This is a genomic window from Variovorax sp. Soil_C_17 (genome assembly GCF_057657265.1).
In genome coordinates this window covers 42384-54861 of sequence record NZ_JBDGIT010000010.1, presented here as the reverse complement: position 1 = coordinate 54861, position 12478 = coordinate 42384, and the positions used below count along the sequence as shown (strand labels likewise).

The following is a 12478-nucleotide window of genomic DNA, read 5'->3' as shown; positions in this document are numbered from 1 at the left end:
GCTGAAGAGCAAGAGGAGACATAGAAAATGGAGATGTTGGGCGAAGCCCGCCTGGGCGCAACGCGAGAACTCGTTTGGGAGGCCCTGAACGACCCGGAGGTCCTGCGGGCCAGTATCCCAGGCTGCGAATCCCTGGAAAAGGCCGACGACGGCTCCCTGACCGCGACCGTGGTGTCCAAAGTCGGGCCGATCAAGGCGCGCTTTGCCGGGAAGGTGACTCTTTCCAACATCGCGCCCCCGCGCAGCTACACGCTAACCGGCGAGGGCTCCGGTGGCGCGGCCGGCTTCGCGAAGGCGGACATCGGGGTGAACCTTGATGCGCTCGAAGCCAACCTGACGCTGTTGCGCTACTCCGTGAAGGCGACGGTCGGCGGCAAGCTCGCACAACTTGGCTCCCGAATGGTTGACGCGGCGGCGCGCAAGTCCGCCGACGACTTCTTCGAGTTGTTCAGCAAGCAGGTGACGTCGCGCGCGGCCACCGGCACCCCTGTGGCAACCCCGGCGGCCGTCGACCTGTCGGCGCTGGCCGGCCTGGGCCAGCCTGACGCCTCGGAGAGCGCTGCGGCATCGCCACCACCGCCTGCGCCCCCCGCGCCAGTTCCTGCCATGGCTCCCGTAGCGCCAAGGGTCCAGTCCGCCAGCCCACAGGCTCCTGTTGCCGCGATGGCGACTCCTGTTTCTGCGGCACCCACGAGCGCTGCAATGGACGTCCTGACGTCCGAACTGATCAAGGTCTGGATCTCCGATCAGATCGCCGTGGTTACGCTCAACCGGCCCGACAGCCGCAACGCGATGACTTACGCCATGTGGCAGGCGATCCCCATCATCTTCGGCGCGCTAGCCCGCAACCCGGAGGTCCGCGCGATCATCCTCACTGGCGCAGGGAGCGATTTTTGCGCCGGCGCGGACATCGCTGAGTTCGAGGCCGTCCGGGGCAACGCGGCGCAGGCCACCGAGTACGAAGTGGCGGTCGATGCCTGCTGCGACGCCATTGCCAACGTGTCCAAGCCGACCGTTGCCGTGCTCAAGGGCTACTGCCTGGGTGGCGGCGCCCACCTGGCCATGTCCTGCGACTTTCGCTATGCCTCGACAGAAGCCGTTTTTGGCATCCCCGCCGCACGTCTTTCGATCATCTACGGCGTCAGAGGAACCCGCAAGCTCCTGACCCTGGTGGGCTTGCCCGAGGCGAAAAAGATCCTGTTCGGCGCGCAACGCTTCAACGCAGAACGGGCGCTTCAGATCGGGTTCGTCGACCACGTCGCCTCCGGCTCCGCGCTCACCTCCAGAGGTTGGCTCGACCGACTGATTGGAGGCGCCAAGAAGCGCGGTTCCAGCGTCGGGGATCCGATGGCCGATGCCCGTGTCTTCGCTCGGTCGCTGGCAGAAAACGCACCGCTGACGATCTCCGGTGCGAAGGCACTCCTAAACGGCATGGCCATGGGAACAGGGGCGCTCGATCTCGTGCATGCCGAGGCCTTGATCGCGGCGGCCGCCGCCAGCGAGGACTACCGCGAAGGTCGAGCTGCCTTCGGCGAGAAGCGCGCGCCACAGTTCAAGGGCCGCTGAGGGAGGGCAAAGTGAAGCCGGCACCGTTCGATTACTGCTGTCCCGATACGGTCGAGGAGGCCTTGAGCATCCTCGCCGAGCGCGGGTCCGACGCCAAGGTCATGGCCGGTGGCCAGAGCCTGACGCCGATGCTGAACTTCCGCGTCGTTCGGCCAGAGATCATCGTGGACATCAGCCGCCTCATCGACCTGGACTATGTCCGCGACCGCGCCGACGGGGGGCTCACGGTGGGTGCTCTAACGCGGCACCGCGTGATGGAGACGTCCCCACAAGTGGCGCGAGTTTTCCCGGTCATCCCGGAGACGATGAAGTACGTGGCCCATCTGGCAATCCGCAACCGCGGCACGATCGGGGGCAGCCTCTCGCACGCCGATCCCGCGGCCGAACTGCCGATGCTCAGCAGGCTTCTGGACGCAACGATCGTCGCGCGCTCGGTGCGCGGGGAACGATCCATCGAGTCCGAGGACTTCTTCATGGCACCGCTGACCAGTTCGTTGGAGGACGACGAGCTCGTCGTAAGCATCGAGATGCCTGGCGTGGACCACAACGGATGGGCCTTCGAAGAGTTCTCGCGTCGGCCCGGCGACTTCGCGCTGGCGGCCGTCGGCGTCATGTTGGACGTGCAAGACCGCGAGATCGTCCACGCACGCGTCGCCATGATGGGTGTGGGCGATACGCCGTTGCGGCGACACGAGGCTGAGGAAGCGCTGATCGGCCACGCTCTGGACGAGAGAACTCTTGGCGATGCGATCGATGCGGCGTGCGATTCGCTCGATCCACGTCAAGACCTTCAGGCGTCGCCCGAGTTTCGCCGGCACCTTGCCCGCGCCGTGATGGAACGAGTTGTGCGCCGGGCCTGGAAGCGCGCAGTAGGAGAAAGCTCATGAGCGAGCGCGTGATCCCTTTGTACCCCGTCTGGATGGTGGTGAACGGCCAGGTCGAGGAACGCAACGTTGAACCTCGTCTGCTGCTTTCGGATTTCTTGCGCCACACACTTGGCCTGACCGGAACCCACGTGGGCTGCGAGCACGGCATCTGCGGCGCATGCACGGTCATGGTCGACGGCGACAGCGTGCGCTCCTGCTTGACGCTCGCTGTAAGGGCGAACGGCTCGGAGATCACCACCGTGGAGGGCATGGGCACCGTCGAGCAGCTCAGCCCCATCCAGGAAGCTTTCCGAGAGTGCCATGGGCTTCAGTGCGGCTTCTGCACGCCGGGAATGTTGGCCACCTGCACGGATGCGCTTCAGAAGTACCCGTTAGCGTCCGATGAAGAGATCCGCGATGTGCTCTCGGGAAACCTGTGTCGCTGCACCGGATACCAGGGAATCGTTGAAGCACTCCGCGTGTGCGCAGCGGCCAAACATGCGCTTCGCGAGGCTGCGGGCACCGACGGGGATCAGGGAGAGAAGTGATGAAGATGCATCTTCTGTGCGGTGGGCGTCTTCGGATGCGAAAGAGCGTCTACCTTCCGGACGCGGAGCGAAGCGAAACGATCGAGCTCCCGGTCTCGAGCGTCCTGCTTCGACACGCCCAGGGAAATGTGCTGTTTGACACCGGCTGCCACCCTAGCACCGTGGCCGACGCGGAAGCCCGGTGGGGCCCGATGGCGAAGGCCATGGTTCCCATTGGCGGTCCGAACGACAACGTGGTGTCGGAGCTGGCGACCTTGGGCATGACCCCGCAAGACATCGACGTGGTGGTGGCTTCCCATTTTCACTCCGACCACTGCGGCTGCAACGAGTTCTTCAAGCGTGCCACCTTGGTGTGCCACCAGAAGGAACTCGAGGCTGCCCAAGGTCCGGATGCGATCAAGAACGGCTACATCCCAGCCGATTGGCAGCACCCCATGCCCACCCAACTGATCGAGGCGCAGCACGATCTCTTCGGCGACAGCCGCATGGTCCTTTTGCCGCTGCCTGGGCACACGGCGGGAGCCATCGGAGCGCTCGTGTCGCTGGACCGCGACGGAGCCTTTCTGTTGGCGTCGGACGCGGCGGCTCTCCGGGCGAACCTCGACCAGGAGATCATTCCACGCAACACTTGGAACGCCGACTTGGCGTCGGTTTCCTTGCGGGAGATTCAGCGGATCGAGCGCGCTGGGGCCACCGTGGTCTTCGGTCACGACGACCAGCAGTGGAGCGCGATGCGCAAAGGGGTGGACTCGTATGAGTGAGCCCGACATCGACAATGCCCCCGACCTTGGGGCGCTTCAAAAAGGCAAGCTGGTCGGTAAGCCACTGCGGCGCGTCGAAGACGCCCGCCTGCTCACCGGCCTCGGCCGGTACGTGGATGACAGGCCGTCAGCGCATGCCTTGCACATGGCCGTTTTTCGAAGCGATCAGGCCCATGCGCGCATCGAAGCCATTCGCACCGACGCGGCGCGCGCCGTGCCTGGGGTGCGCGGGGTCTTCGTGTGGCAGGACATCGCCGGGTTGATCAAGCCCGCCCTGGCTACCTCCCGCATGAGCGGCTACCAGCCGACGCCGATCCACCCCTTGGCCAACGGCGTTGTCCATTTCGTAGGCGAGCCGGTTGTGGCGGTGCTCGCCGATAGCCGCTACATCGCAGAGGATGCGCTAGAGCTCATCGAGGTCGACTACTCGGCGCTGCCAGTCGCCACCGACCCTGAGGTCGCGGCTCAGCCGGATGCGCCGCTGCTGCATGAATCGCTGAAGAGCAACGTCCTGGTCGAGCGGGCATTCGTGCGTGGCGAGGTGGATGAGGCGTTCAACGACGCCCCGCACGTCATCAGCGCCCGCTTTCGCTTCCACCGCAAGGCCCCGCTGGCGATGGAGAGCCGATGCTACATGGCGGAGGTCGAGCGTGGCCGCGATGCCTTGACGCTCTACACCTCGAGCCAGGTGCCCGGGATCATCCGGGACGGCCTGGCGGACCTGTTGGACATGCCGGGCAACCGGCTGACCGTGATCGCACCGGACGTTGGCGGAGGCTTCGGCGGCAAGACCTCGCTGTACCAGGAGGAGATGCTGGTCTGCGTGCTGGCTCGCAAGACGGGCAAGGCCGTCAAGTGGACAGGCGACCGACTTGAGGACCTGATGTCCACGAGCCAGGCTTTCGATGAGCGCGTCAACGCATCTCTGGCCATCAGCGAGGATGGCCAAATTCTGGGACTTCGCGCCGAAGTGCTCGGCGATGTGGGCGCGTACTCGATCTACCCGTGGACCGCGGGCATCGAGCCCGTACAGGTCATCAGCTTCCTGCCTGGACCCTATAAGGTGCCGTGCTACCACGGGCATGTTCGGGGCGTGACGACCCCGAAGGCGCCGACCGGACCCTACCGCGGCGTCGGCCGGCCGACTTCGACGTTCGTGATGGAACGGCTGCTCGACATGGCTTCCGTCAAGTTGGGCATCGACCCGGGCGAGATTCGGCGCCGTAACCTGGTCCAACCGGAAGAGTTTCCGTACAAGACCGCTGTGGGGATAGTCTGGGACCGTTCTGCGTTCATTGAAGGGCTGGAAGCCGCCATGGAGCGCTTCGACTACCACGAGGCGCGCCGTGCGCAGGCGCAGGCGCGTGCCGAGGGACGATGGGTCGGCATCGGCTTCGCGTGCTACGCCGAGCTGTCCGGTATCGGTTCGCGAATCTCGGCGTCGCCGGGCATGCCGATCAACACCGGTACAGACACTTGTGTGATTCAACTCGACTCCACCGGAGCGTTGACGGCCTCCTTCGGATGCGCTTCGCACGGACAGGGCCACGAGACGACCCTGGGCCAAGTGCTCGCCGACGAACTCGGCGCGCGCATCGAGGATCTGCGCGTGGTGACTGGCAGCAGCGCGGCCGTGCCGCATGGCACCGGAAGCTATGCCAGCCGAACGGCCGTCATCAGCAGCGGTGCCGGCATCCTGGCAGCTCGTGAGCTGCGTGCGCGGATGCTGCGCGTGGCGAGTCACCTCCTGGACACCACCCCCGAGGACCTCACCATCGTTGAGGGGGTGATCAGTGCCAAGTCGAGCGGTGCGCGGATAACCTTCCCCGAGCTCGCCAGAGCTCTGTATTCGCAGATGGGCCGCGTGCCCGCCGACGTTCGTGAGGAGATGTGCGTCACACGCGTCTATGACCCGGTGGTGGGGACGACGAGCTCCGCGACCCACATGGTCCAGGTCGAGGTGGATCCGAAGACCTATGGCGTCCACATCCAGCGCTACGTCATCGCCGAGGATTGCGGTCGCATCATCAACCCACTGATCGTGACGGGCCAGACCCGGGGCGCACTGGCCCAAGGCGTTGGCGCTGCGTTGCTCGAGGAAATGGTCTACGACGCAGACGGCCAGTTGCTTACGGCCAGCCTTGTGGACTACCTGGTCCCCTCGGCACCCGAAGTGCCGGATGTGGAGCTTGTCCACCTGCCCGCGGTCGCTCCCAACACCCTCGGCGGGTTCCGTGGGATGGGTGAGGGAGGAACGATCGGCGCCCCTGCGGCCATCGCCAACGCCATCTCTGATGCCCTGGCGCCGCTTGGCGTCGGGATTACTGAACTTCCCGCCACGCCGGAACGCCTATTCCGGCTGATAACGCGGGCCAACTTCACTCAACTTAAGGAAGATGTATGAAACTAGGACTCGAAGGCAAGGTCGCGCTGATCACGGGCGGTGCGCGAGACGTCGGTCGCGAGATCGCTGTTGGGCTCGCCAACGAAGGCGCCGCCGTCGTCGTCAACTACAACGGTTCGAAGTCCGCTGCGGAATCCGTTGTCTCCGAGATCCGTGAGCGCGGCGGCAAGGCCCTGGCCATCGGTTGCGACATCTCCAAGATGGACGCAGTCAAGGCAATGGTGGCGCAGACCGTGGCCGAGTTCGGCCGCCTGAACATCTTGGTCAACAACGCCGGCCTGGTGATCCGCAAGCGCTTCGCCGACACCACCCCGGAAGAATGGCAGCGGCAGATCGACGTGTGCCTGTACGGCACGCTGAACTGCACGCACGCGGCCCTTCCGCACCTCGAACAGAGCAAGGGTGAAGGCCGGATCATCACCATCGTCGGCGATTCCTCACGCGTTGGCGAGTCTGGTCTGGCTCTGGGCGCGGCTGCGCGCGCGGCCAACGTCGCGTTGATGAAGTCGATCGCCAGGGAGACCCGCGCCGGCCTTACGGCCAACACGCTGGCTTTGGGCCTCATCGAGACCGCGCACGACCCCGAGTTCATCAAGGCGAATCGGGAGAAGCTCACCAAGCTCTACCCGCTGCGCCGACTTGGCCAGCCGAAAGACGTCGCGCCCATGGCGGTGCTGCTGGCGTCCGACGAGGGGAGCTGGATCACTGGTCAGGTCATCAGCATCAGCGGCGGGTTCAGCATGGTTTAAGCCTGGCTGCCCGGCGACCCCCCGAGCGCCGGGCCTGGCATAGGAGACAAAGATGATTCGTACCGATTTGATTGCGCCGATCAGTGAGCTGGTTCGCCGGCACGCCCAGGATCGCCCCACCAAGCTGGCTTTCGAAGACGCCAATGGCGCCTCGGTCACGTACCGCGAGCTCGCCGCCAAGACTGCGGCGGCCGCTGGCCACTTCCAGGATCGCGGACTCAATCCCGGAGATGCGGTAGCGATCATGCTGCCCAACTCAGTGGACTGGGTCCTTTCCTGCGTGGCCATCGCGAGAGCGGGCTGCGTGAGCGTGCCCATTAGCCATGAGGCGGCTGAGAACGAAGTGCACTACCGCCTGGAAGACGCTCGCTGCAAAGCGATCGTGGTTTCGCCGAGCCACCTCCCGTTGATCGAGCAGCTCCGGCCCAGGTTGCCTCACCTGCGGCTCATCATCCTTGCAGGCAGCGACGACCCGACCGATCAGCTGTCGCTGGCGCTGCTCGTGCAGAGCGCAGCGCGATCGGAGCCCCGTGATCCCACAGACCTGCATGCAACCTCTTTCATCGTCTACACCTCCGGGACGACAGGGCGTCCCAAAGGCGTGCTGCTCTCGCAGCACAGCATGCTGTGGGTCATCGCCGCGTGCTGGGCGCCGATTGCAGGGCTCAGCGCCGACGATGTCCTGCTGGCCCCCCTGCCGCTGTACCACTCCTACGCACTCAACCTGTGCGTGATCGGAGTGCTCGCGACCGGCGCCACGGAATTCCTGCTCGAGAAGTTCTCGACCCAGGACGTGCTGGCGAGGCTGCGCACCGGTCGATACACGCTCATGCCCGGTGTCCCGACGGTGTTCCACTACCTGCTGGAAGGCGGCCGTACCGCAGGCGAGACGTTCGCGCCTGGCGTCCGTTACTTCATCTCGGCGGGCGCCATTCTTCCAGCCGCACTCAACCGCGATTTCGAAGCGGCGTTCGGCCGTCCGCTGCTCGACGGCTACGGCATCACCGAGACCTCGACGATGGTGACGATGAACGCGCCCCAGGTGCCTCGGATGATGGGTTCCTGCGGGGTACCGTTGCCTGGCGTGGCCGTTCGCATCGTCGACCACCAGGGAGTCGACGTTCCATACGGGGAAGAAGGCCAGTTGATCGTGCGTGGGCCCAACGTCATGCAGGGGTACCTGAACAAGCCCGAGGAGACGGCTTCGGCAATCGTGAGCGGCTGGTACCAGACCGGCGACCTGGCTCGAAGCGATGTCAACGGCTACCTGACCATCACCGGGCGGCTCAAGGAACTGATCATCCGCGGGGGCCAAAACATCGCGCCGGCCGAAGTGGAAGAGGCAGTGCTGTCGCACCCGGACGTCCTGGACTGCGCCGCCATCGGCATCGCACATCCGTTCCTTGGCGAAGTGCCGGTCGTTTGCGTCGTTGCACGAGAAGGACATGAGATCGATGGAGAGGCCATTCGGGCGCATTGCGCTCGGCTGATCTCTCCCTACAAGGTTCCCCAGTCGGTGAACCAGGTCAGCGCCATCCCTCGAACGGGCTCCGGAAAGATCCTTCGATTCAAGCTCCGCGAAGCGATCGGACCGGTGACCTCTGCCTGATTCCTCTGTTCCAAACATTCATCCAGCCGAACTTGGCGAGAACACCATGACAGTCCTTCAATTGAAAGATCCGTCGCTGTGGCGACATCAGGCCTACATCGACGGCGCCTGGGTTGACGCAGACGACTTCGAGACTATCGTCGTCGCGAACCCGTCTGACGGTTCGAGCCTGGGGACCGTACCCTGGATGAAGTCGCAGGAGACCTCCCGGGCGATCGATGCTGCGCACAGCGCTGGCATCGGATGGCGCCAGCGTACGGGGAAAGAGCGCGCCGCCATCCTGCGCCGCTGGTTCGAACTCATCATGGAGAACCAAGACGATCTGGCTGCTCTGATGACCGCTGAGCAGGGCAAACCGCTGACCGAAAGCCGAGGGGAGATTGCATACGCCGCTTCCTTCGTCGAGTGGTTCGCCGAGGAAGCCAAGCGCGTCTACGGTGACACCATTCCCGGGCATGCTCCCGACAAGCGGATCGTGGTGATCAAGCAGCCGATCGGCGTTTGCGGCGCCATCACGCCGTGGAACTTCCCGGCGGCCATGATCACCCGCAAGGCTGCCCCCGCACTGGCAGCGGGCTGCACCATGGTGCTGAAGCCGGCAAGCCTGACGCCGTTCTCGGCCTTGGCGCTGTGCGTCCTGGCCGAGCGCGCCGGCGTGCCTAGGGGCGTGCTGTCGTGCGTGACGGGAGCAGCCGGCCCCATCGGGGGCGAGCTGACCTCCAACCCCCACGTTCGAAAGCTCAGCTTCACGGGCTCGACGGAGGTGGGCAAGGTTCTGCTGCAGCAGTGCGCATCTTCCGTGAAGAAGACATCCATGGAGCTGGGTGGTAACGCGCCGTTCATTGTGTTCGACGACGCCGACCTTGATGCTGCGGTGAAAGGGGCGCTGATCTCCAAGTTCCGGAATGCCGGCCAGACATGTGTCTGCACGAATCGATTTCTGGTCCAGGACGGCGTGTACGAGGCCTTCGCTCAAAGGCTCGCCAAGGCCGCTGCAGAACTGCAGGTGGGTGACGGCGCGGCGCCGGGCACGGCCATCGGTCCTCTGATCGACATGGGCGCGGTCGCCAAGGTCGAAGAGCACGTCAACGATGCCAAGCAGCGTGGTGCGCGCGTGCTGGTTGGCGGCGAAAGCCTGGGCGGCAACTTCTACGCCCCCACCGTCCTGGCAGACGCCAACCCGGACATGCTCATCTTCAAGGAAGAGACGTTCGGACCGGTTGCGCCGCTGTTTCGATTCAAGACCGAGGAAGAAGCCATTGCTCTGGCTAACGACACCAAGTTCGGGCTGGCCTCCTACTTCTACGGCCGCGACATCGGGCGCGTCTGGCGCGTGGCCGAGGCGCTCGAATTCGGCATGGTCGGGATCAACGAAGGCCTGATCTCCACGGAAGTCGCGCCCTTCGGTGGTGTCAAGGAAAGTGGTCTTGGCCGCGAAGGGTCCAAATACGGCATCGACGACTACCTGGAGATTAAGTACCTGTGCATGGGAGGTATGTGATGGGCTCTCAACCGCGAGACGTCTTGCTGGAGACGTCCGGACTGCGCAAGGAGTTCAAGGGCTTCGTCGCAGTGGACGGCGTGTCGCTGAAGGTCCGTCGGGGGGACATCCACGCCCTGATCGGACCGAACGGCGCTGGAAAGACCACGATGTTCAACCTGCTGACGAAGTTCCTGTCGCCTTCGGCAGGAACCGTCGTCTTCAATGGGCGAGACATCACCCGGGCTGACCCTGCGCAGACGGCCCGAATGGGCATCGTTCGCTCGTTCCAGATCTCGGCGGTCTTTCCCCACATGACGGTACTGCAGAACGTTCGGATCGCATTGCAGCGGGAGCTGAAGAATTCGTTCCACTTCTGGCGTGCGCGCCGCTCGCTCGACGTGCTGAACGATCGCGCGTTGGCGTTGCTGTCGGACGTCGGGCTGGTCCAGTTCGCGAACGAACAGACGAGCTCCCTGCCCTATGGCCGCAAGCGTGCGCTGGAGATCGCGACCACGCTTGCGCTCGATCCCGAGCTGATGCTCCTGGATGAACCCACGCAGGGCATGGGCCACGAGGACGTCGGCATGGTTATCGACCTGATCAAACGCGTCTCGGCCAATCGGACCATCCTCATGGTGGAGCACAACATGAACGTAGTCTCCCGGATCGCAGACCAAATCACGGTGCTTCAGCGAGGCGCCATCCTGGCAGAAGGGTGCTACGGCGACGTTTCGAAGGATCCGCGTGTCGTCGAAGCCTACATGGGGACCGCGGTCCACTGATCAGGAGATGACGATGAACAAACGTCTCCCCATGTTGCGCGTACGTGGGCTGAACGCCTGGTACGGCGAATCCCACATCCTTCACGGCATCGATTTCGAGGTCGCCGAGGGGGAAGTGGTCACCCTTCTAGGCCGCAACGGAGCGGGTCGAACCACCACGCTTCGCGCCATTCTCGGGATGACCGACCGTCGCATCGGCGAAGTCGAGATCCGTGGTCAGGACGTCATGGGACTGCCGGATCACCGCATCGCGCACCTCGGCGTTGGCTATTGCCCAGAGGAGCGAGGGATCTTTGCTGGTCTGAGCACCGAAGAGAACCTCAAGCTACTTCCCCTCGTGGACCAGAACGGGATGTCGATCGACGAGATCTACGACATGTTTCCGAACTTGAAGCTGCGCGCCAAAAGCCCCGGAACACGCCTATCCGGCGGCGAGCAGCAGATGCTTGCGATGGCACGGATCCTTCGCACCGGCGCGAAGTTGCTCTTGCTCGACGAGATCACGGAAGGTCTGGCTCCTGTCATCGTCCAAAAGCTGGGCGAGGTGATCCTCGAATTGCGCAGCAAGGGGTACACGATCGTCTTGGTCGAGCAGAACTTCAGGTTCGCTGCGCCGCTGGCGAATCGCCACTACGTCATCGAGCGAGGCCGGGTCATCGCGACGATTCAAAGCGACGAGCTCGCCAGCAAAAAAGAACTTCTCGACGAACTTTTGGCCGTCTGAGATCCAACGATTACAAATTTTGAGACAAAGAGGCACGCACGATGGATGCATTGCTCAACATGAGCCCTCAGGCGCTGATTGCTCAGCTGCTGATCGGGCTGATCAACGGCTCGTTCTACGCGGTATTGAGCCTAGGACTGGCGATCATTTTTGGATTGCTGAACGTCATCAACTTCGCACACGGGGCGCTTTACATGCTCGGCGCCTTCGTCGCCTGGATCGGCATGACGCAACTGGGTCCGTGGATCGGGCAGCCTGACCTCGTGGTGAACTACTGGCTCGCACTTGGTCTCGCGCCTCTCGTCGTTGCGGCCTTCAGCATGGTGATCGAGCGAACGATGCTGCGGCGCCTGTACCGGCTCGATCACCTGTACGGGCTCCTGTTCACCTTCGGGCTCGCACTCGTTCTCGAGGGGTTGTTCACGCACTGGTACGGCGCAGCCGGCCAGTCCTATGCCGTCCCCGCGGCACTGGCCGGGCCCGTGCGACTCGAGCAGCTCCAGATTGTTCTTCCGAAGTACCGCCTATGGGTGGTGGCAGCTTCCGCTGCCATCTGCTTTGCCACTTGGTTGGCCATCGAGAAGACGAAACTTGGCGCATACATGCGTGCAGGAACCGAGAATCCCAAGCTGCTGAAAGCCTTCGGCGTCAACGTTCCATTGCTCATCACCCTGACCTACGGCTACGGCGTGTTCCTGGCTGGATTTGCTGGCGTCTTGGCTGCACCCGTGTTCCAGGTCAGTCCGCTGATGGGGTCAAACCTCATCATCATCGTCTTCGCAGTCGTCGTCATCGGCGGCATGGGTTCCATCGGCGGCGCAATCCTGACCGGCCTGGCGCTCGGCCTCATTGAAGGCCTGAGCAAGGTCATCTATCCGCAGGCTTCTGCAATCACGATTTTTGTCATCATGGCCATCGTTCTGATGGTCAAGCCGGCCGGATTGTTCGGCAAGACAGCCTGAGAGGTCCAGTATGAAGAACTCAAC

The 12478-nt window shown here is 63.9% G+C and carries 11 protein-coding genes; all 11 read left to right on the top strand.

The genetic code is table 11. From position 1 onward, the window contains the following. The first annotated feature begins 27 nt into the window (after positions 1-27). The 11 genes from AC3A6Y_RS29525 to AC3A6Y_RS29475 are packed head-to-tail and all read left to right on the top strand — an operon-like array spanning position 28 to position 12454. Positions 28-1566, top strand: coding sequence for an enoyl-CoA hydratase-related protein (locus AC3A6Y_RS29525; RefSeq protein ID WP_487871780.1), 1539 nt, complete (start codon positions 28-30; stop codon positions 1564-1566). Positions 1567-1577: 11 nt separating this feature from the next. After that, positions 1578-2453, top strand: a complete 876-nt coding sequence (locus AC3A6Y_RS29520; RefSeq protein ID WP_487871779.1) for an FAD binding domain-containing protein — start codon at positions 1578-1580, stop codon at positions 2451-2453. Beyond that, positions 2450-2980 carry a (2Fe-2S)-binding protein gene (locus tag AC3A6Y_RS29515; RefSeq protein ID WP_487871778.1) on the top strand — a complete coding sequence of 177 codons (531 nt, stop codon included), beginning with the start codon at positions 2450-2452 and terminating at the stop codon, positions 2978-2980. The genes AC3A6Y_RS29520 and AC3A6Y_RS29515 overlap by 4 nt, the downstream gene beginning before the upstream one ends. After that, on the top strand, positions 2980-3741 hold the full coding sequence (locus tag AC3A6Y_RS29510; protein WP_487871777.1) for an N-acyl homoserine lactonase family protein: 762 nt from the start codon (positions 2980-2982) through the stop codon (positions 3739-3741). Before AC3A6Y_RS29515 ends, AC3A6Y_RS29510 begins: the two co-directional genes overlap by 1 nt. Then, complete coding sequence (locus AC3A6Y_RS29505; RefSeq protein WP_487871776.1) at positions 3734-6145, top strand: xanthine dehydrogenase family protein molybdopterin-binding subunit; 2412 nt, start codon at positions 3734-3736, stop codon at positions 6143-6145. The genes AC3A6Y_RS29510 and AC3A6Y_RS29505 overlap by 8 nt, the downstream gene beginning before the upstream one ends. Beyond that, positions 6142-6894, top strand: a complete 753-nt coding sequence (locus AC3A6Y_RS29500; RefSeq protein WP_487871775.1) for an SDR family NAD(P)-dependent oxidoreductase — start codon at positions 6142-6144, stop codon at positions 6892-6894. The genes AC3A6Y_RS29505 and AC3A6Y_RS29500 overlap by 4 nt, the downstream gene beginning before the upstream one ends. Before the next feature lie 52 nt (positions 6895-6946). Further along, positions 6947-8503 (top strand): class I adenylate-forming enzyme family protein, encoded by a 1557-nt coding sequence (locus AC3A6Y_RS29495; RefSeq protein ID WP_487871774.1) that lies wholly within the window; start codon positions 6947-6949, stop codon positions 8501-8503. Positions 8504-8549: 46 nt separating this feature from the next. After that, positions 8550-10004, top strand: coding sequence for an NAD-dependent succinate-semialdehyde dehydrogenase (locus tag AC3A6Y_RS29490; protein ID WP_487871773.1), 1455 nt, complete (start codon positions 8550-8552; stop codon positions 10002-10004). Further along, positions 10004-10768 (top strand): ABC transporter ATP-binding protein, encoded by a 765-nt coding sequence (locus tag AC3A6Y_RS29485; RefSeq protein WP_487871772.1) that lies wholly within the window; start codon positions 10004-10006, stop codon positions 10766-10768. Before AC3A6Y_RS29490 ends, AC3A6Y_RS29485 begins: the two co-directional genes overlap by 1 nt. A gap of 13 nt (positions 10769-10781) precedes the next feature. Continuing rightward, a complete protein-coding gene (locus tag AC3A6Y_RS29480) occupies positions 10782-11492 on the top strand; it encodes an ABC transporter ATP-binding protein (RefSeq protein ID WP_487871771.1) in 711 nt (236 codons plus the stop codon). A 41-nt stretch (positions 11493-11533) separates the two neighbouring features. Next, entirely contained in the window at positions 11534-12454 is a 921-nt protein-coding gene (locus AC3A6Y_RS29475) for a branched-chain amino acid ABC transporter permease (RefSeq protein ID WP_487871770.1), read from the top strand. The last annotated feature ends 24 nt before the right edge of the window (positions 12455-12478 follow it).

What these genes read in the sequence shown, in the direction of transcription:
- AC3A6Y_RS29525 (WP_487871780.1), top strand. Translation starts at nt 28, where the DNA reads ATGGAGATGTTGGGCGAAGCCCGCCTGGGCGCAACGCGAGAACTCGTT.
- AC3A6Y_RS29515 (WP_487871778.1), top strand. Translation starts at nt 2,450, where the DNA reads ATGAGCGAGCGCGTGATCCCTTTGTACCCCGTCTGGATGGTGGTGAAC.
- AC3A6Y_RS29510 (WP_487871777.1), top strand. Translation starts at nt 2,980, where the DNA reads ATGAAGATGCATCTTCTGTGCGGTGGGCGTCTTCGGATGCGAAAGAGC.
- AC3A6Y_RS29505 (WP_487871776.1), top strand. Translation starts at nt 3,734, where the DNA reads ATGAGTGAGCCCGACATCGACAATGCCCCCGACCTTGGGGCGCTTCAA.
- AC3A6Y_RS29500 (WP_487871775.1), top strand. Translation starts at nt 6,142, where the DNA reads ATGAAACTAGGACTCGAAGGCAAGGTCGCGCTGATCACGGGCGGTGCG.
- AC3A6Y_RS29495 (WP_487871774.1), top strand. Translation starts at nt 6,947, where the DNA reads ATGATTCGTACCGATTTGATTGCGCCGATCAGTGAGCTGGTTCGCCGG.
- AC3A6Y_RS29490 (WP_487871773.1), top strand. Translation starts at nt 8,550, where the DNA reads ATGACAGTCCTTCAATTGAAAGATCCGTCGCTGTGGCGACATCAGGCC.
- AC3A6Y_RS29485 (WP_487871772.1), top strand. Translation starts at nt 10,004, where the DNA reads ATGGGCTCTCAACCGCGAGACGTCTTGCTGGAGACGTCCGGACTGCGC.
- AC3A6Y_RS29480 (WP_487871771.1), top strand. Translation starts at nt 10,782, where the DNA reads ATGAACAAACGTCTCCCCATGTTGCGCGTACGTGGGCTGAACGCCTGG.
- AC3A6Y_RS29475 (WP_487871770.1), top strand. Translation starts at nt 11,534, where the DNA reads ATGGATGCATTGCTCAACATGAGCCCTCAGGCGCTGATTGCTCAGCTG.